The 19,254-nt window shown below is 66.2% G+C and carries 15 protein-coding genes and 1 tRNA gene; 14 read left to right on the top strand and 2 right to left on the bottom strand.

Going from position 1 to position 19,254, the window contains the following annotated elements; all coding sequences use genetic code 11:
- Positions 1–39: 39 nt before the first annotated feature.
- Positions 40–1,128, bottom strand: a complete 1,089-nt coding sequence (gene prfA, locus ACOOFO_RS08720) for a peptide chain release factor 1 (RefSeq protein ID WP_420426395.1) — start codon at positions 1,126–1,128, stop codon at positions 40–42.
- A 32-nt stretch (positions 1,129–1,160) separates the two neighbouring features.
- Entirely contained in the window at positions 1,161–2,417 is a 1,257-nt protein-coding gene (gene hemA, locus ACOOFO_RS08715; protein ID WP_420426394.1) for a glutamyl-tRNA reductase, read from the bottom strand.
- Positions 2,418–2,542: 125 nt separating this feature from the next.
- Here hemA and ACOOFO_RS08710 point away from each other — a divergent pair, with 125 nt between their 5' ends.
- From ACOOFO_RS08710 to ACOOFO_RS08645, 14 genes are all read left to right on the top strand, one after another.
- Complete coding sequence (locus tag ACOOFO_RS08710) at positions 2,543–4,327, top strand: tetratricopeptide repeat protein (RefSeq protein WP_420426393.1); 1,785 nt, start codon at positions 2,543–2,545, stop codon at positions 4,325–4,327.
- Positions 4,328–4,356: 29 nt separating this feature from the next.
- Complete coding sequence (gene lolB / locus ACOOFO_RS08705; RefSeq protein ID WP_420426392.1) at positions 4,357–4,935, top strand: lipoprotein insertase outer membrane protein LolB; 579 nt, start codon at positions 4,357–4,359, stop codon at positions 4,933–4,935.
- A complete protein-coding gene (ispE, locus tag ACOOFO_RS08700; protein WP_420426391.1) occupies positions 4,925–5,830 on the top strand; it encodes a 4-(cytidine 5'-diphospho)-2-C-methyl-D-erythritol kinase in 906 nt (301 codons plus the stop codon). The genes lolB and ispE overlap by 11 nt, the downstream gene beginning before the upstream one ends.
- A gap of 21 nt (positions 5,831–5,851) precedes the next feature.
- Positions 5,852–5,926, top strand: a tRNA-Gln gene (locus ACOOFO_RS08695).
- 99 nt (positions 5,927–6,025) lie between these two features.
- On the top strand, positions 6,026–6,979 hold the full coding sequence (locus tag ACOOFO_RS08690) for a ribose-phosphate diphosphokinase (RefSeq protein WP_420426390.1): 954 nt from the start codon (positions 6,026–6,028) through the stop codon (positions 6,977–6,979).
- A gap of 108 nt (positions 6,980–7,087) precedes the next feature.
- Positions 7,088–7,744, top strand: coding sequence for a 50S ribosomal protein L25/general stress protein Ctc (locus ACOOFO_RS08685; RefSeq protein ID WP_420426389.1), 657 nt, complete (start codon positions 7,088–7,090; stop codon positions 7,742–7,744).
- A 21-nt stretch (positions 7,745–7,765) separates the two neighbouring features.
- Positions 7,766–8,356 carry an aminoacyl-tRNA hydrolase gene (gene pth, locus ACOOFO_RS08680; protein WP_420426388.1) on the top strand — a complete coding sequence of 197 codons (591 nt, stop codon included), beginning with the start codon at positions 7,766–7,768 and terminating at the stop codon, positions 8,354–8,356.
- A 68-nt stretch (positions 8,357–8,424) separates the two neighbouring features.
- Positions 8,425–9,519, top strand: a complete 1,095-nt coding sequence (gene ychF / locus ACOOFO_RS08675; RefSeq protein ID WP_420426387.1) for a redox-regulated ATPase YchF — start codon at positions 8,425–8,427, stop codon at positions 9,517–9,519.
- A 117-nt stretch (positions 9,520–9,636) separates the two neighbouring features.
- Positions 9,637–10,827, top strand: coding sequence for a class I SAM-dependent methyltransferase (locus ACOOFO_RS08670; protein WP_420426386.1), 1,191 nt, complete (start codon positions 9,637–9,639; stop codon positions 10,825–10,827).
- A 125-nt stretch (positions 10,828–10,952) separates the two neighbouring features.
- Complete coding sequence (locus ACOOFO_RS08665; RefSeq protein ID WP_420426385.1) at positions 10,953–12,251, top strand: TolC family outer membrane protein; 1,299 nt, start codon at positions 10,953–10,955, stop codon at positions 12,249–12,251.
- A 70-nt stretch (positions 12,252–12,321) separates the two neighbouring features.
- Positions 12,322–14,631 carry an HlyD family secretion protein gene (locus ACOOFO_RS08660; protein WP_420426384.1) on the top strand — a complete coding sequence of 770 codons (2,310 nt, stop codon included), beginning with the start codon at positions 12,322–12,324 and terminating at the stop codon, positions 14,629–14,631.
- Positions 14,628–16,109 carry a hypothetical protein gene (locus ACOOFO_RS08655; protein ID WP_420426383.1) on the top strand — a complete coding sequence of 494 codons (1,482 nt, stop codon included), beginning with the start codon at positions 14,628–14,630 and terminating at the stop codon, positions 16,107–16,109. Before ACOOFO_RS08660 ends, ACOOFO_RS08655 begins: the two co-directional genes overlap by 4 nt.
- On the top strand, positions 16,106–16,984 hold the full coding sequence (locus ACOOFO_RS08650; protein ID WP_420426382.1) for a hypothetical protein: 879 nt from the start codon (positions 16,106–16,108) through the stop codon (positions 16,982–16,984). Before ACOOFO_RS08655 ends, ACOOFO_RS08650 begins: the two co-directional genes overlap by 4 nt.
- On the top strand, positions 16,981–19,251 hold the full coding sequence (locus ACOOFO_RS08645) for a CaiB/BaiF CoA transferase family protein (protein ID WP_420426381.1): 2,271 nt from the start codon (positions 16,981–16,983) through the stop codon (positions 19,249–19,251). Before ACOOFO_RS08650 ends, ACOOFO_RS08645 begins: the two co-directional genes overlap by 4 nt.
- The last annotated feature ends 3 nt before the right edge of the window (positions 19,252–19,254 follow it).

Here is a 19,254-nt window from a genome sequence, read left to right as displayed (position 1 = left end):
AAAGCGGGAGGCCGGCACGCCCCAAAGCTGACACGGACATCAGCTATCCGCCGATTCGGAAAGCGCGGCCAGCTGGTCGGCCTGGTACTCCGCCCACAGCGGGTCGATGACCAGATCCAACTCGCCGGCCATGACCCGGTCCAGCTGATAGAGGGTGAGATTGATGCGGTGGTCGGTGACCCGGCCCTGCGGAAAGTTGTAGGTGCGGATGCGCTCCGAGCGATCCCCGCTTCCCACCAGCTGACGCCGCGTGGCGGCTTCGCTGGCCTGGCGCTTGCTGCGTTCGGCTTCTTCCAGCCGCGCCTGCAGGAACGCCATGGCGCGCGCACGGTTCTTGTGCTGACTGCGCTCCTGCTGGCATTCCACAACGATGCCGGTCGGCAGATGCGTCAGACGTACCGCGGAATCCGTCTTGTTGACGTGCTGGCCTCCCGCGCCGCTGGAACGGTAGGTATCCACGCGCAGATCGTTGGGATTGATCTCGATGGCCTCCATTTCCTTCTGCTCGGGCATCACGGCCACCGTCGCTGCAGAGGTATGGATGCGGCCACCCGCCTCGGTTTCCGGCACGCGCTGCACGCGGTGGCCACCGGACTCAAACTTGAGGCGCGCGAAAACGTCGGCGCCTTCCACGCGGGCAATGACTTCCTTGAAGCCGCCGTGCTCGCCGTCGCTCTGCGACAGGATCTCGACGCGCCAGCTCTGCGTCTCGGCATAGCGCGAATACATGCGGAACAGATCGCCCGCGAACAGTGCCGCCTCGTCGCCGCCGGTGCCAGCCCGGATTTCTAGAAAGACATTGGCCTGGTCGCGACTGTCCGGCGGCACCAGATAGCTCAAGAGCTCCTGCTCCAAGACTTCGCGGCGCGCATGCGCGCTGTCGAGGTCCTCGCGCGCCATCTCCGCCATTTCCGGATCGCTCAGCAGCTGCTCGAGATTCGTCACTTCCTCGCCCAGGCGGGCCCATTCGCCATAGCGCTCGCTGAGCGCCTCGAGCCGTGCGTATTCCTGGCCAAGGCGCGCGTAACGCTGGGCGTCCTCGGCAACTTCGGGCGAAGACAATTCCGCTTCGACCTCCTCACGGCGATCAGCAAGACGACGGATTTTCTCCAGCAGATTGGGGCTCATTACAGGCGACTCACGGCGGTTTCCCGCCCTCTTCAGTCTTCGGGAAGGTCGAAGAGTTTACGCGCAGCGGACTTGAGCAGCGCCTGCTCCACCGGGTCGGCGTGCCGCAGTGAACGAGAGGGCGCGTGCGCGAGCCGGTTGGTGAGCGCACGCAGGGCATGATGCAGTACCTCGTCGGGGTCATCGCCCGCCGCGAGCTTGCGGCGCGCCAGCGTCAATACCTCGTCGCGCTGTTCGGCGGCACGCCCGCGCAGGGCGCGGATGGTGCCGGCCACTTCGCGGCTTTCCAGCCACTGATTGAAGGCATCGGCGCGATCCGCCACCAGAGCCTCGGCCTGCTCGGCGGCCTGCTGTCGAAGCCCCATGTTCTGGGCAATGATCTGGCGCAGATCATCCACCGTATACAGAAAAACGTCGTCCAGTCCGGAGGCGCGGGTATCGATATCGCGCGGCACGGCCAGATCGATCATGCACATCGGCTTGTGGCGGCGCCGCACCAAGGCGTGGCGGATGGCATCCACGCCCACCACCGGCTCGCGACTCGCGGTACTGGCCACCAGCAGATCCGCATCCGAAAGGCGCTCCGGAAGATCCGCCAGCGCGATCGCGTAGCCATGGACCTCGCGCGCCAGATGCTCGGCCTTGGCGATCGTTCGATTGGCCACGATGATGCGCGTCACGCCCTGGCTGCGCAGGTGCCGGGCGATGAGCTGGATCGTTTCTCCGGCGCCGATGAGCACCGCGGTCTGCTCGCGCAGATCGGTGAAGATGCGCTTAGCCATCTGTACGGCTGCGTAGGCCACAGAGACCGGATGGGCGCCGATCTCGGTCTGGCTGCGCACCAGTTTCGCGACGGAAAAGGCGTGCTGGAAAAGGCGGAGCAGGATCGGGCCAGCGGTGCGCGATGCCTCTGCGACGGCATAGGCCTGTTTCATCTGTCCCAGGATCTGCGGCTCGCCGATCACCAGGGAATCCAGCCCGGAGGCGACGCGCAGGCTGTGCCGGACCGCGCCGAGGTCGCGGTGCACGCGCAGATAGCTGCTGAGCTGCTCGGGCTTCATGCCGCGCTCCGCCGCCCACCATTCGGCGATCAGGTGCTCGGCGGAGGGCTCCAGCACACCGAGGACCTCCGTGCGGTTGCAGGTCGACAGCAGCGCGGCCTCCTCGATCCCGCCGCGTGCGCGCAGGCGCACGAGCGCGTCCGCTGCCTCGGTATCCGTAAAGGCGAGTTGCGAGCGCACTTCTACCGGCGCATTGTGGTGGCTCAAACCGAGCGCGATCAGGGCCATATAAGCTTCCGTATCTCCGCGCCATTGTCGGCGACCCGCCTTGGCATCTCAAGCAGGGGTTCTACGCATTGCCGCGAGCGGCCAACGACAAAGACCAGCCACCGACTCCGGTATCCTTTTTCGCAATGTCCTGCACGACTCGATCCCTCAACCTCAGGCGCGCGCTGGTATGGCTGGCGGGCGGTATTCTCCTGCTGACCAGCGGTGGTTGCGCAACACTGCCTGGTCAGGTGCCCACGGAGGAATCCCGCCACGAACGCCTCAACGATGCTCTCTCGGCACGCGTGGCCGAGGCGACACCGGTCCCCGATCCGAAACGCGCCACCTTCACCGAGCAGCTGTTGATCGCCGAATTGGCCTCTGCCCGAGGCCAGCATGAAACGGCTGCGCTGGCTTTCCTACGCGCCGCCGCGCTCTACAACGAGCCCGACATCGCGCGCCGCGGTGTGCGGGAGGCCCTGGCCGCCGGGCGCGAGGATCTTGCCTACGAGCTCGCTCAGCTTTGGCAGGACACCGGCGACTCCCCGTCCCAGAGCCACGCATTGCTGCTGCGACTGGCGGTTGATGCGGGAGATGCCGAGATGGCGCGCCGTCACCTGGAGCAGGTCGTTCAGTCCGCGCAGGACGAAGGCGCCCCCGGCTACCGCCCCGTTGTACGCGCCCTCGGCGATGTCCAGCAGGCGCACAGCCTTGCACTGGATGTCGTGCAGACGCATATCGAGCAGATCAGTCGCGATGACCCCGAAGCCTGGTTCGCACTGGGATTGCTGGCCTATAACTACGAGCGCTTCGACCGCGCCCGTGCCGCCATTGAGCGCGCCGTGGCGCTGGACGCGCCGGAGATCGAGAACCGTCATCTGCTCCTGCTGGCCGGCACACTGTTGCGGGGCAGCGATGCCGCCAGCGCGATCGATGCGGTCGAGTCGCGCATCAACACCGTCGAGGAACCGGTTGCGCTGCGCCGCGACTTTGCCCAGCTGCTCCGCCAGAACGGTGCCTTTGCCGAGGCACGATCGCAGCTGGAGGCTTTGCTGGCGGCGGAACCGGGCGATGCCGACGCCCTGCTCAGTCTTGGCACCATTGCCCGCGAGCAGGGCGATCCCTCGGCCGCCGAAGACTACCTGCAGCGTGCGCTTGCCGCTGAAGAGGGCGACCGCGCGGAAATCAGCTATCAGCTGGGTGTGCTGGCGCAGTCGCGGGGCGAAAGGGATGCGGCACGGCAATGGTTCAACACGGCCGCAGAAGCCGGCGATCTGTTGCGGGCCGAACTTCGGCTGGCGCAGATTGACGCCGAGAGCGGAGACCTGACCGCCGCACGCGAGCGGCTTGACCGGCTGCGGCGCGAGAATCCCGGCATGGCTGCGCGCCTGCTCGCCGCCGAAGGCGAGATGCTATACCGAGCCGGCGCCTTCGAGGAAGCCGTGTCATTACTCGAACAGGCGCTGTCGGCCTACCCGGACCATTCCGAACTGCGCTACAACTATGCTCTGGCGCTGGAACAGGCCGGCCGCATGGATGCCGCGGAGCGCGTGTTGCGGGCACTCATCGACGAGGATGCCGACAATGCCGCGGCGCTGAACGCCCTGGGTTATATGCTGGCAATCCGCGGCCAGCGCCTGCAGGAGGCCGAGCGCTTCATCCGGCGGGCCCTCGCCATTGCCCCGGATGATCCCGCCATCATCGACAGCCTCGGCTGGGTCCTGTTCAAGCAGGGGCAGCCGAAGGAAGCCCTGGCCTATCTCGAACGGGCCTATGCGACCTACCCCAACCCCGAAGTGGCCGCCCATCTCGGCGAAGTGTTGTGGGTCTTGGGAGAACGGGAGCGGGCCCGCACGCTGCTCGAAGCCGCGCTGGCCGAGCATCCGAACGACGCCACGCTCCAAGAAACCACCCAGCGCCTTTTGCAGTGAGATTGTTCAGGCGCGCGAGCGGCGCTTGGGTGCTGACCTTGCTGCTGTCGGCCTGCGCCACCACCTCGATGCCACCCGCACGCGTCGACCGAAGCGACGCGTGGCTGGTGCACTTCTCTACCATTCGCGAGATTACGGCCTTCGTCATCGACGGACGCTTGAGCGAGGGTGGCGTCGGCTCCGCCACGCTGTTCTGGCGGCAACGCGGCGAGCAGTTCTCTGCGCGCGCCTCCGGCCCCTTTGGCAGTGGTGCGATCGCCCTTTCGGGGACGCCTTCAGCGGTCACCATCCGCGACGGCGACACGCGCATCATCACCACCCAACCGGAAGCATGGATGCAGCAGCAATTGGGTTGGCAACTCCCGATCGCAGGACTACGATTCTGGGCAGTGGGACGCCCGATGCCCGGTCGGCTGGCACGCTATGCCTATAACGACGCCGGCCAGCTCGCCGTTCTGGAGCAGGCCGGATGGCACATCCACTACGAAGCCTACGAGCCACAGGAGGAAGGGCTGTGGTTGCCGAGCCGCATCCGTTTCGTTACCGGGGAGCAGAGTGCCCTGCTGCGCATTGCGCGCTGGCGCGACATTGAAAGGAATGGAGACTGAGGCCGCAGACAGACTGGGCGCATTCGGCGCGGCGCGCTGGCCCGCGCCTGCCAAAATCAACCGCTTTCTGCACATCACGGGCCGGCGCCCCGATGGTCGCCACAACCTGCAAACCCTGTTCCAGTTTCTTGGCTGGGGCGACGAGCTGAGCTTTCGGGTGCGCCGCGATGGTGTACTCCAGCGCCAAGGTGATACCGCGACCATTCCCGAAGACGACGACTTGGTGCTGCGCGCCGCCCGCGCACTGCGCGCCGCGACCGGCGCACCGCACGGCGTCGACATTGCCGTACACAAGCGCATTCCGATGGGTTCCGGACTCGGGGGCGGCTCGAGCGATGCCGCCACCACGCTGATCGCGCTCAATACGCTGTGGAACTGCCGACTGGATACGGCCACGCTGGCCCGGATCGGGCTCGATCTGGGTGCGGATGTCCCGATATTCATCCAAGGCCGAGCCAGTTGGGCCGAGGGAGTCGGCGAAGAGCTGACGCCGGTTGCCCCGGACGAGCCCTGGCTGCTGCTGGCCATGCCCGATTGCACCGTCTCCACCACAGAGGCCTTCGCCCACCCTACGCTGGAACGTGCAGCGAAACCGGTAACAATGGATGACTTCGCCGCGGGTCGCTGTCGCAACGTGTTTGAGCCGGTGGCGCGCACACTCGCCCCGCAGGTCGGCGAGACCCTCGATGCACTGGCGCAGGCCGCCGAACGCGTCGAAAGCAACACCCGTCCCCAACTCAGTGGAAGCGGAAGTGCCTGCTTCCTGTGTTTGCCAGATCGCGCAACAGCGCGGGCTGCGCAGGCCTTCGTGCCGGTCACACTGCCGACGCTGGTCACCCGGGCGCAGAATTCTTCGCCTCTACATGTGGCAAGCCTGGGTCCAATCGGGCGATAATGTCGTAGACATGACAGCCGATGGGGCGTAGCCAAGCGGTAAGGCAACGGGTTTTGATCCCGTGATGCGATGGTTCGAATCCATCCGCCCCAGCCAACTAGCAGGGCCGCGCGCTGACGCGGCCTTTCGCATTGCAGCGACAGTCACTGGCGCTGCCGTGCAACGATTGATTCTTTCTCGGGGAAACGGCACAGAATGAGCGACGGCCATCTGATGATCTTCAGCGGCAACGCCAATAGGGCGCTTGCCAAGGATGTAGCGGCACACCTGAAGCTGCCACTGGCCAGCGCCACCGTCGGGACCTTTTCCGACGGGGAAATCAACGTCGAGATCCATGACAATGTCCGCGGCCGCGATGTCTTTGTGGTCCAGCCGACCTGCGCCCCCACCAACACCAACCTGATGGAACTCGTGATGATCTGCGACGCCATCAAGCGTGCGAGCGCGGGGCGCATTACCGCCGTCATCCCCTATTTCGGTTATGCCCGTCAGGATCGGCGGCCGCGCTCATCCCGGGTTCCGATTTCGGCCAAGGTCTGCGCCGACATCCTGACCACGGCCGGTGCCGACCGTGTACTGACGGTGGACTTGCACGCCGATCAAATCCAGGGCTTTTTTGATTGCCCGGTAGACAACGTCTACGCCTCGCCGGTCCTGCTGGGCGACATCTGGCGGCAGAAATACGACAACGTCGTGGTGGTATCTCCGGATGTGGGCGGCGTGGTGCGCGCCCGCGCTGTGGCCAAACGCCTCGATGACGCCGACCTGGCGATCATCGACAAGCGCCGCCCGCGCGCCAACGAGGCGCGCGTGATGAACATCATTGGCGACGTGCGCGACAAGACCTGTGTCATGGTCGATGACCTGGTGGATACCGCCGGCACCCTCGCCAAGGCGGGCGATGCACTGAAAGCGGCGGGGGCGCGACGCGTGGTGGCCTATGTGACACACCCGGTGCTCTCCGGCGCCGCGGTGGAGAACATCAGCGGTTCGCAGATCGACGAACTTGTGGTCACGGATTCGATCCCGCTGGCACCGGCTGCAGCGAACTGCGGCAAGATCCGGCAGCTGTCGATCGGTGCCCTGCTCGCCGAAGCCATCCGCCGCGTATCAGCCGAGGAGTCCGTTTCTTCGCTGTATTCGGACTGAGGCACGCCTGCGCTACTGGCGCCTACCTGCCGCTTCCACTACACTGCGCGCCCTTCGTGGCCTGGTCGCGGGCCGTGGAGCGTCTATTTCCCTTTTTGGAGCAAGAACATGTCCGATGAATTCGTCGTCGAGGCGAAGTCGCGCGAGGCGCAAGGAACGGGTGCGAGCCGCCGTCTGCGCCGTGATGGCTGGACCCCGGCCATCGTCTACGGGGGCGGCAAGCCTCCGCAGTCGATCGTTGTAAGCCATCGCCAGCTGTACCGTCAGATGGGCTACGAAGCCTTCTTCTCGCACATTCTGAAGCTTGAGATCGACGGCCAACCGGAGTCCGTGGTGATCAAGGCCGTGCAGCGCCATCCGGCGCGCAAGCAGGTCCTGCATGCCGATTTTCTGCGCGTACGCGCCGACCATGCCATTCGTGTGCGCGTGCCGCTGCACTTCGAAGGCGAAGCCGTAGCACCGGGTGTGAAGACCGGTGGCGGTGTCGTCGAGCACATGATGAACGACGTCGAAGTCGAGTGTCTGCCCAAGTATCTGCCCGAGTACATCGCGGTGGACATCTCCAAGCTGGAACTGGATCAGACCGTCCATCTCTCCGAGATTCCCCTCCCCGAGGGCGTCGAGCTCGTCGAACTCAAGCATGAGAACGACGCCGGCGTGGTGGCCATCCACCAGCCGCGCAAGGTGGAAGAGGACGAGGAAGACGAAGCAGACAGCGGCGATGAGGAACAGGCGTCGGACGACGAGGAAGCGTCCGAGGACTGATCCCCTCGTTCTCCCGTCATCGTGTCTCTTCCTGTCCGGTTGATTGCCGGGCTCGGTAACCCCGGGCCCGGCTACGCTGCCACGCGGCACAACGCCGGGTTCTGGTTTGTCGACGCACTCGCAACCCATGCCGCGACTGCGTGGAAGACCGAGCGGCGCTTCTCGGGGGAGACCAGCCGCCTCCCCACGGGCGTCGGAGACCTCTGGCTCCTCAAGCCCGACACCTACATGAACCGCAGTGGCCAGGCGGTCCGCGCAGTCTGTGACTTCTACAAGATCGCCGCACCCGAGGTCCTCGTGGTACATGACGATCTCGACCTGCCGGCTGGCACCGTGCGCCTGAAACGCGGCGGCGGACACGGCGGCCACAACGGGCTGCGTGACATTCACCGCCATCTGGGCACACCGGACTACTGTCGCCTCCGCGTCGGCATCGGGCATCCCGGGCAGCAGCAGGAAGTGCTGAACTACGTACTGGGCAAGCCCACAGCCGACGAATCACGCGCCATCGGCGACGCCCTGGTGCGCGCCGCAGAGGCACTCGATACGCTGCTCAGCAATGGCTGGGAGCGCGCCTGTACCCAGTTGCACACCGCCCCGACGCAGGCTTGAAGCCGTCGCTGTCCGCTCGGTGGTGCGTCTAAGCCCTCATTCCAACATTGCCCTAGGGAGTTAGCAGCGTGGCCATTCAATGCGGCATTGTCGGTCTGCCCAATGTCGGCAAATCGACCCTTTTCAACGCGCTGACCCGTGCCGGTATCGGTGCCGAGAACTACCCCTTCTGCACCATCGACCCGAACGTAGGGGTGGTGCCGGTACCCGATCCGCGCCTGCAGACCCTGGCCGGAATCGTCAAACCCCAGAAGCTGATCCCCACCGCTGTGGAGTTCGTCGACATCGCCGGTCTGGTTGCCGGTGCCAGCAAGGGCGAAGGCCTGGGCAACCAGTTCCTCGGTCATATCCGCGAAACCGACGCCATCGCGCACGTCGTGCGCTGCTTCGAGGACGACGACATCATCCATGTGGCGGGCTCCGTCGACCCGCTGCGCGATATCGACACCATCGCCACGGAACTCGCGCTCGCCGACCTCGAAGGCGTCACGCGCGCGCTGGACAAAGTCTCGCGCCAAGCCAAGTCGGGCGACAAGACGGCACAGGCCCGCGCCGACCTGCTCAAGCGCGTGCACGATCACCTCGACGCCGGGCATGCAGTGCGCAGCCTGTCCATCAGCGAAAGCGAGCGTCCCTGGTTGCGGGAGCTTTTCCTGATTACCGCCAAGCCGCTGATGTACATCGCCAATGTCGACGAAGCCGCGCTCAGCGAAGGCAACGAGGCGCTGGAGCGCGTGCGCCAACGCGCGGCCGAGGAGCACGCTGTCGTGGTCCCGGTCTGTGCCGGCATCGAAGCCGAGCTGTCGCAGCTGGATGAAGCTGACCGCGCCGAGTTTCTCGCGGATCTCGGCCTGCAGGAACCCGGCCTGGATCGCGTCATCCGTGGTGCCTACGACCTGCTCGGTCTGCAGACCTTCTTCACCGCCGGACCGGCCGAAGTCCGCGCCTGGACCGTTCGCAAGGGTGCCAGCGCGCCGCAGGCGGCGGGCGTCATCCATACCGACTTCGAAAAAGGCTTCATCCGCGCCGAAGTGGTCGCCTACGACGACTTCGTCGCCTACAAGGGCGAAAATGGTGCCAAGGAAGCCGGGCGCTGGCGGCTCGAGGGCAAGGAGTACATCGTCCAGGAAGGCGACGTCATGCACTTCCGCTTCAACGTCTAGGCCCACATCCCTGCGTAAGCCCGTGCCTCCTCGGCAAAGGGGCCGGCGGGACAACTGGCTTGCAAGCCTCCGCAGGCCGCGCTAGCGTCTGCGCGAGCCTTGCAAAAGGGGTGCGTCATGACGCCGATTCTGCGTTGGCTGTCACGCCGCTTCACCGATGGGCGGCTTGTCATCGAGTGTCCCGACGTCGACGACATCGTCGTCGGCAGCGGATCCCCTACAGCCCGACTGCGATTCAAGGATCGCGCCGTGCTGCACTGGGTGCTGCGCGACCCGCAGATGCGCTTTCCGGAAGCCTATGTGGAAGGCTTGTGGGAGCCCGAGGACGACGACCTGATGCCGGTTCTGGAGGTGGCCATGCGCAACAGCAGCCACCTGCTGTCACCGAAGACGCGGGCCCTGCGCGTACTGCGCGCCCGCCTCGGGGAGCTCAACTCCGCGGTCAGCGCCAAGCGCAACATCCAGCATCACTACGACATTGATACGCCGGTCTATCGGCTGTTTCTCGACCAGGACCTGCACTACTCCTGTGCCTACTTCCCCCAGCCGGAAATGAGCCTGGAGGCGGCGCAGCAAGCCAAGTGCGCCCTCATCGCCCGCAAGCTCCATCTGCGGCCGGGTGCGCGCGTGCTCGATATCGGGTGCGGGTGGGGCAGCAACGCGCTCTACCTCGCCCGCCACTACGATGTGCACGTCACCGGCGTCACCTTGTCCGAAAATCAGTGCGCCATCGCCCGCGAGCGCGCCGAGGCAGCGGGCCTGTCGGACCGGGTCAGCTTCCGGTTGGAAGACTATCGCCAGACGCAAGGGCAGTTCGACGCGATCGTCAGCATCGGTATGTTCGAACACGTCGGGCGCCCGCAGTATCCGGTCTTCTTTGATCGGGTGCGCGATCGCCTGAAGCCGGATGGCGTGGCGCTGCTGCATACCATTGGCAGCCGTCATCCCCCGGATCAAGGAAATCCCTGGATACGGAAATACATCTTCCCCGGGGGACAGATTCCGGCAGCCTCCGAGGTACTGGCTCCCCTCGAGCGGAGCGGACTGTGGATGACCGACCTGGAAGTTCTGCGGCTGCACTATGCCACCACGCTGGCGCACTGGCATGCCCGTTTCCAGAAAAACCGAGTCGCTATTGCCGACATCATGGGCGAACGCTTCTGCCGGATGTGGCGCTTCTATCTGCAAGCGTCAGAGGCGACCTTCCGCTGGGGTGGGCTCGCGGTGTTCCAACTGCAGCTCGCGCGCAGCCTGGACCGGCTGCCACTCACGCGTAATTATCTATTTTCTGACACGGTTTTGGGTTGACAGGGCTAGGCGAATCCCGCCAAATCGCAACGAACCCTAGTGATCGTTCATTCATGCCGCGATATCGGCGATTCGCGAGCCCGCTGTGGCTCTTTGCGTGTTTCAGCCTCAGCCTGGCGGGGAGCGTGCAGGCCGACATTGGCAATGCGGGCGCCAGCGAGGACAGCCTGCTGCACTACTACCAGGCGGCGCTGAACCAGAACGCCAACTACCGCGCCGCACTGGAGGACTATCGCGCCGCGGCCGAAGCCGAACCGCAAGCCCTTGCCCGGCTGCTCCCCAAGATCGGCCTGGAAGGGGCCTACAACCGTATCCGGCAGGAGATCGATGGCGAGTTCTTCGGCATCACCGACGTCGATGAAACTGACTACTTCGATAAATTTGCCTACGGGGTGTCGCTGCGTCAGCCGATCTACCAGCGCTCCGCCCTGCTCGGCCTGGATCGCGCCGAGCTCGCTGTCGGCCAGGCCCGGCTGCGGCTGACCGCCGAGCGTCACGATCTCATGCTGCGCACGGCCGAGGCCTATTTCGGCGTGCTGGCAGCCGGCTATGAACTCAGCTTCATCCGCGCCGAGAAAGAAGCCATCGCGCGCCAGGTCGAACAGACCGAAAGCCGCTTCGACTCTGGCCTCGTTGCCGAAACCGACCTGCTTGCGGTCAAAGCCCAGCTCGACAGCGTCAAGGCCTCGGAAATCGATGCCGAGAACGCACTCGACATCGCGCGTACACGACTGGAGTTCATCAGCGGGCAGCGCCCGGACCGCATCAGAACCCTCAATGGCGACGCCGAGTTGCCGGCGCTGGATCCGAATCAGGTGGAACCCTGGCTGGAACGCGCGCAGCGTCACAATACCGACCTTCTGGCCGAGACCGTTGGTCTCAACCTGGCTGAAGTGGACACCGACATCGCCCGCGCCCAGCGCTGGCCCACCCTCCAGCTCACCGGCTCGCACGCCTTCTTCGACGCCGACGGCGGCTTCGAGGGCGCGCGCGAGGATACCGACAGCCGCATAGGCCTGTCCCTGCGCATGCCCTTGTACGAAGGCGGCATGGTGCGCTCGCAAGTCACCGAAGCGCAGGCCCGGCAACGCGCCGCAGCCCACCAGCGGGACAGCGCAGAAACCCAGGCGCGGCTGGCCACGCGTACGGCCTTCCTCAATACCCGCGCCGCCCTCGCCCGCGCCGACGCACTGGTACAGGCGGTCGACTCCGCGCAGGCCGCCGAGGCCTCCGCGCAGATCGCCTTCGAAGTGGGCTCGCGCACAGCGGCCGACTACCTTGCCGCCGTGCGCGAGCGCTTTCGCGCACAACGCGATCTTGCGCGAGCGCGATACGACTACCTGCTCGGCCTGCTTCGACTGCGCAAGGCCGCGGGCGTCCTGCGCATGGCCGACCTCGAAGCAATGAACCGCGTGCTGCAATGAGCGGCGCCGCCTGTCGTTCCTGGCCGGTGCGCCCGGACGGCATCCAAATGAACTCTGGAGTGGACTCCCGGTGACTGCGTCTTCCCACCTTCGTTTCATTGGCCGCGTTGCCGCGGTTCCCGCGCCCAGTGGCACTGTCATCGTTGAGGCCCCATTCAATGGTGCGCGCTATCGGCTCAGCGACGATGAATACCGTATGGCGCAACTCTTCGACGGTGCGCGCGATCGCACCGCGCGCATGCGGGACGCCGGCGACAACGAGCGCGAAACGCTGATCGATCGACTCGCCCTCGAGCTCTCTGAAGCAGGGTTGCTCGAGGCCGGCAGCGAGGAGCCGCTGCCAACCCCACCTCAGATGACAGAGGATGGCGCGCCTCCCAGCGGGGCTCCCGAACAGCACCCGGCTTCATCAACCCCGGGGTCCTTGGCTGGTCCCGGCCTGCCCGGCGATTACGGTTCCGCCGCCAGTCGCGAGCGCGGGGGTGCTGCTGGCGGTATGGCTGTCCCCATTGGCCCCCTCCGCGCTCTCGGCCGGCTGATCAATCTGTTCGTCGGCCAAGCGGCGTTGCGTTGGCTGCTGTGGCTGGCCGGAATCGGTGCGTTGGGCGCCCTATGGCATCTTCGCGACGATGCCGCCGTTCATATCACTGCCGTCCTGTCGCCCTACTGGATTGCCCTTGTGGGCCTACCCTCAGCCCTCGCGATCAATCTGCTGTCGAGCGCCGCGCGCGCCGCAGCCATCGAGCGCTGGACCGCGGAAAAAGCCCCTGTGCGCCTGCGCCTGGCGCTGGGTTTCCTACCCCACTTGCATGTGGATACCGAAGGCCCCGCCGAACGTGCCGACCTCCCCGGCCGACTGCGCATTCTCGGTTCGACCCTGCAAAGCGGCGTATTGCTCTTCGTCCTGGGCATCGGCGGCTGGCTCATGCTGCGCAACAGTGGCGAGTTGCTGGCAACCTATCTGCTCGTCTTCGGCCTCATTGCCGCGGTAGGGACGCTGCTGCGCGCCAACCCGCTCGTCCCGCGCGAGGGCTATTTGCTGCTGGCGCACCGCCTCGGTGTACCCGATTTGCGCGATCAGGCCTGGATGGCGATTTTCGGCTGGGATCGCCCATGGGCCCGAAGCGCACCCCCGCCACGGCGCGCGCTGCGCCTTTTCGCCGCCCTGGCCCTGCTCTACATCGTTGCCGTCGTGGTTCTGATTCTCGCCTTCCCTGCGCGATGGTTGGGAATGGTATGGGGCGGCGTGGGTGTGGCCGTGGTGCTGGCCGCACTGCTTTTTGTAACCGTGGCGCAGATTCGTCGGGTGCGCTCACAACGCCGTGCATTGGCGGGCACCTGGGGGCATAAGGGACGATCCGGTCCACCCAGTCGCCGCACCATCGGCTGGCTGGCGCTGATTGCACTGGTGATGGTGCTGCCCTATCGCTACGACGCCAGCGGTAAGCTGACCGTGCTGCCCGCGGAGCGGGCCGAAGTCCACGCACTGGCCGCAGGCGACGTACGAGAAGTCTTTGTGGCCGAAGGTGACCAGGTCGAGGCCGGTGACGAGATCGTTCGCCTCTACGACGCTGCCCAACGCGCCGAAGTGGCCATGGCCAAGGCGGAGGTCAGTCGCCTGCAGGCCCAGCTTGCCCTGGAGCAGGCCGGGGCCCGCAGCGAATCGATCGCACTGGCCGAACAGCGTGTCGCCACTGCCGAGGCACGGCTCAAGGCCGCCGCCAGCGAAGCGCGCCGCGCCGAAGCCGCCTATGAGCGCAATGGCATATCGGCCCAGGATTACGAGCGCGCCATCAGCAACGCACAGGTACGTCGCGAGGAACTGAAGGAGGCCGAGCGACAACTGGAGGTCACCAAGGGCGGCATCCGCCCGGAACGACTGGAAGCCCTGCAGGCTCAGCTTGAAGCCGAGCAGGCCGAACTGGATTTCCATCAGCAACGGCTGCAAGACACCCGACTCCGCGCCCCGATCAGCGGGACCGTGGTATCGGATCAACTGCGCCATGCACGCGGCCAATACCTCGACATCGGTGATCCCATCGCAACCATCGAACAGCATTCGCAGATGCTGGCGGAACTGGAAGTCCCCGAAGCTCAGATTGCGATCGTCGAGGAAGGGGCGGAAGCCCGTGTCCGCATCTGGTCGCGACCGACCGAGGTGCTGCCGGCGCGGGTACTCTCCATTGCACCCAATGCCGAGGAGGCGCCTTACGGACGCGTGGTGCGCGTCACGCTGGCTGTCGAGGATCCTGACCGCCGGCTGCGCTCCGAAATGACCGGACGCGGCAAGGTCGACGGTGTCTATGAGCCCGTCATCGTCGTCTTCAGCAAAGCCATCGTGCGCTTCGTGATGGTGGAAGTCTGGTCCTGGCTGCCGTGATACCGGAGTCGCCGCCGCTATCCCAGGACCACTTCCGGCTCACCGGCCCCAGTGGTTTCGGTGACGGCATGAATCACTATGGCCACAGCATGGCCTGGTTCCATGGCAAGCTCTTCGTCGGCACGACCCGGGGCGCCATGCACATGAACAAGACCAATGTGCCCCGCCCGGACCTCAAGCCCTGGCCGGTGGATTGTCCCAACGACATCTACGACGCAGACCGCAATGCCGAGATCTGGTGCTTTGATCCCGCCACCCGGCGCTGGACACGGGTCTATCGCGCACCCGATGTGCCCGGTCGGAACGGGCGCATGGTCCCCCGCTACATCGGCTACCGCGGCATGGCGGTCTTCCAGGGCGCGTCGGATACGCAGGCCTGTCTCTACGTATCGAGCTGGGCGCCGGCAGCCACCGACCCGCCCGAGATTCTGCGCTCGGAAGACGGCGTGCACTTTGCCCCTGCTGCGCGTCCCCCATTCTCCGATTTCGTGCGCAGCTTCCGGACGCTGCAACCCTATCGCCGACGCATCCATACCAGCCCGACCAGTTCGCGCAACATCCACGACCCGGAGCAGCGTGCCCAGGACAGCGTCGGCAGCGACGCCACCATCTACGCCACGCACGATATCCCCAGCCAGGACTGGCGCCCGGTCAACGAGGCCGGCTTCGGCAATCCCGCCAATCTCACCATCTTCGAGATGGCCGAGTTCGAAGGTCGCCTCTACGCCACAACAGTGAATCCACAGGGTTTCGAGCTTTGGCGCACCGAGGATGATGGCGTCGGGCAGCTGCCCTATCGGTGGAAACGGGTGCTGCAGCACGGTGCCGGACGCGGCCCCTACAACGAGGTGGGCGTCAGCCTGTGCGCTTTCAACGGCGCGCTCTATGTCGGCACCGGCGTGCTCAACGGCGGCTTCCATCGCAATCTGCGCATCGGCCCCGCGGCAGCCGAGGTACTACGGGTCTGGCCCGATGATTCCTGGGAGTTGCTCGTGGGCCACGCCCGCGTGACCCCCGAGGGCATCCGCTACCCGCTATCTGGACTCGCGCCGGGTTTCGACAATCTCTTCCAGGGCTATGTCTGGCGGATGTGCGTGCACGACGGCTGGCTTTATGTGGGCACCTTCTGCTGGGCCAATCTACTCCCCTATCTGCCCGTGCACGTCTGGCCCGAGGACGTCATGGTCATGGTGCGCCGTTGGGGCATGGACCGCTTGGCCTACCAGCACGGCGGCAGTGAACTCTGGCGCACACGGGATGGCGTCCGCTGGCAACGCGCGGTACGCAACGGCTTCGACAACCCCTATAACTGGGGCATTCGCAACATGATGTCGACGCCCTACGGGCTGTTCGTGGCAACGGCCAATCCTTTCGGACCAACCGTGGCGCAGCGCCGCGATGGTGAATGGCGCTATCTGCCCAACCCGCGCGGCGGCACCGAGGTCTGGCTGGGCAGTGCCTTTGCGGATGCCGCATGACGCCGACCCCGATCCTGATGCTGGCACCTCCGGGCGGCGACATCGCCTGGGCCGCAGGCACCCTTGGCCGCGGCGAGCGGATGCTGGCCCTGCCCGAATTGCGACTTTCTGCGGCAAAGACCGTAGGCGAGGCGCTGGCGCTGCATGCCCGTGCCGAAGACCGCGCCGGCGACGGCCTGTTGCGCACCGTCGCACAGCTACGCTTCGGCGCCCAGCGCCTCGATACCATCGAGGCGGCCCAGGCCTGGCTGCAGCGGCGTGCGGAATGGCTCATACCTACCCTACTGGACTGGCTACTGCGCCACGCCGGCCCCCGTCATCTCGTGCTGCATGAACCCCACGCCGCGCTGCGCATCAACGACACCGAGCAACTGCTGCGCGCGCTTCCCGATGCGCTGGTCGTGCAGCTCGTCGAGCCTGTGGCACGCTATTGCGGACGCCTGCACCGCGACATGCACGGGCGGCTGTTCACGCCGCCAGAAGCGCAGCACCACGTCGGCACCTATCCGGTGCTTGCCCCTTCGCTGATGTGGTACCGGGTGCATGACACCCTGCTTCGTGTGCGCAAGGAACAGCCTGAACGCCGTTGGAGAATGCTGCGTGCCGACCTGCTGCGCCACCGGCCGGACCGCGTTCTTCCGCCGCTGTGGACCGACATCGGCCTGAACGCTGCCAGCCCTCCTCTCAGCCCCTTGCCCTTCGCCCATCCCGGGCCGGCCAATGCGCCCCTGGGGGACGATGTCAGCTATCTGCGCGCACCACAGGACTGGCCCGACCCGCCAGACGCACCGCTCGATCCCGCCATCGCGCATCCCGATCTTCGGGCACTGGCGGAGCGCCTCGGTACCCCGCTCTCACAGGGAATCGTGTCATGACTGCACTTACTGGACTCCGCGTCGTCGAGTTGGGCGGCGACGTCGCCAGCGCCTACTGCACCAAGCTGCTCGCCGGCTTCGGTGCCGAAGTGTTGCGCGTCGCGCACCCGCGCTGCGAGCGAAACGGGCCGCTGGCGCCTGCCGACACCGACAGCGCCGACTGGCTGGACACGGGCAAGAAGCGGGTTGCCTGCGATGACGACGCGCTACGTGACTTGTGCGCCAGTGCCGACCTGATCATCGATGGACTGGGTCCCAATGGACTGGAGACACTGGGGGTCGACACCGATCCCGAGCGGCAGAGCCGCGACGGACGCATTGTGGTGCGAATTGCGCCCTTCGGCCTCAGTGGCCCAATGGCGCACGCTGCCGCCTCCGACATCAGCCTCTATGCCGCAAGCGGCCTCATGAACTCGACCGGCCGAGGCGATCGCGAGCCACTCAACGCCGGTTTCCCGCTGGTCCAACTCGGCGCCGGGCTGCGCGCCTGCTGCGCTGCCCTGATGGCGCTGCACCGCCGCGCGCACGACGGCCAGGGCGACCTCATCGAAGTATCGATGCAGGAGACTGGCCTCGATACCTACGAAATCGCGCTGGTCGAACACCTGCGCACCGGCAAGGTTGCCCGGCGCAATGGCGACGAGCACGCCCTGGTGCCCTGGCGCACCTTCCGTTGCCGCGATGGCTGGGCCGCTGTGGTCGGTGGGCCTATGCGCAACTGGGGCCAGGCCAGCGCCCTGTTCGAGGATGCCGAACTCAGCGCGCCGCGGCTGGCGCACATGGCGGAGCGCATTGCCCACCGCCAGGAGGTCTACCAGCGCATGCAGCCCTGGTTGGCACGCACGGACAAGCGGACGATCTTCCATAGAGGACAGGAAGCGGGCCAAGCGTGGACTTACCTTGCCACCCTTGCCGACGCGGCCGAAGACCCCCAGTTCAGCGCCAGAGGTTTCTTCACCGCCCTGCGACCGGACACACCCGAGGCCGGCCGGGTTCCCGGCGCGCCCTTCCGGCCCGAACGCAGCCCGTGGCAGCGCCGGTCTCCCCCAACCGAGTCCCACACGGCGGCGCGGCTCGCGGGCAAGCCCAGCACGCAGTGGCGCGGGGATGGCACCGCGATTGCCCAGCCCCTGGCCGGCCTGACCGTGCTCGACTTCACCCACGACTGGGCCGGTCCGCATGCCGCACGATTGCTGGCGGATTACGGTGCCACCGTCATCAAGATCGAATTCCCGGCGCGGCTGGACGGCATGCGTGGTGCCTACAAGGACCGCATCAATGCCCACCCGCGCGTCCATCAGTTGCACCGCAACAAGCAGTCGATCACCCTCGACCTGCGTCTCGCTGAGCACCGCGAAGCCTGCCATCGGCTTGTGCAGAAGGCCGACATCCTGCTCGACAACTCGCGGCCAGGCGTCATGGCGCGCAAGGGCTTGGCACCGGACACCCTGCGCCAGTTGAATCCACGCTTGATCGCCGTTTCGCTATCCGCCTTTGGCGCCACCGGCCCCTACGCCCGCTATGCCGGCTATGGCGGCAGCATCGAGGCCGTCAGTGGCCTTCAGGATCTGACCGCCTACACCGACGATGATGAACGCTTCCGCGTGCGCGAGATGGACGTGCTGAATGGCGTGTTCGGCGCTCTGGCCGCGCTGCTCGGACTTGTTCAGCGCGACCACGATGGCGAGGGGCAGTGGATTGACCTCGCCGAAACCGAAACCACGGCCTGGCTGATCGGCGAGCATTTCCTGCGCTATTTCCGACTCTCGCAGGAGCCCGCTCCGCAGGGCAACAGCGATTCCCGCTTCGTCCTGCAGGGATGCTACTCCTGCGCAGGCGAAGACCAGTGGCTCGCCCTGACTGCCGTCGACACCGACCAGGCCCGCACACTGCGCACGCTGGTGGGGGGCGAACAAGCCTTGGAGACCGATGTCGCGCGCTGGTGCGCTGCGCTGGACGCGCAGCAGGCGGAGCAACGGTTGCTCGAGGCCGGCATTCCTGCCGCGCAGGTGCGCAGCGCCGCCGACCTCGCGCGCGACGCACACCTGAAGGCGCGCGCCTGGTGGCTCAAGCTCGACGACGAAGGCTTCCCAGGCATGCCCTTCCGTTTCGGTCGCGGCGGTGGCGCGCTGCACCGGAGAGGTCCCGACCTCGGGCAGGACAATGCCTCACTGCTGCCGGAGCTGGGTCTGGATAGCGCGCAATGGTGTGATCTCTCGGCCGATGCGCTGGGTACGGCCTACGACACTGAGGACCAGCGCGCCTGAGGT

Source organism: Algiphilus sp., from assembly GCF_965216485.1.
In the GTDB taxonomy this organism is placed as follows: domain Bacteria; phylum Pseudomonadota; class Gammaproteobacteria; order Nevskiales; family Nevskiaceae; genus Algiphilus.
The sequence above is the reverse complement of the archived record's forward strand: the minus strand, read 5'-3'. Positions and strand labels throughout refer to the sequence as shown.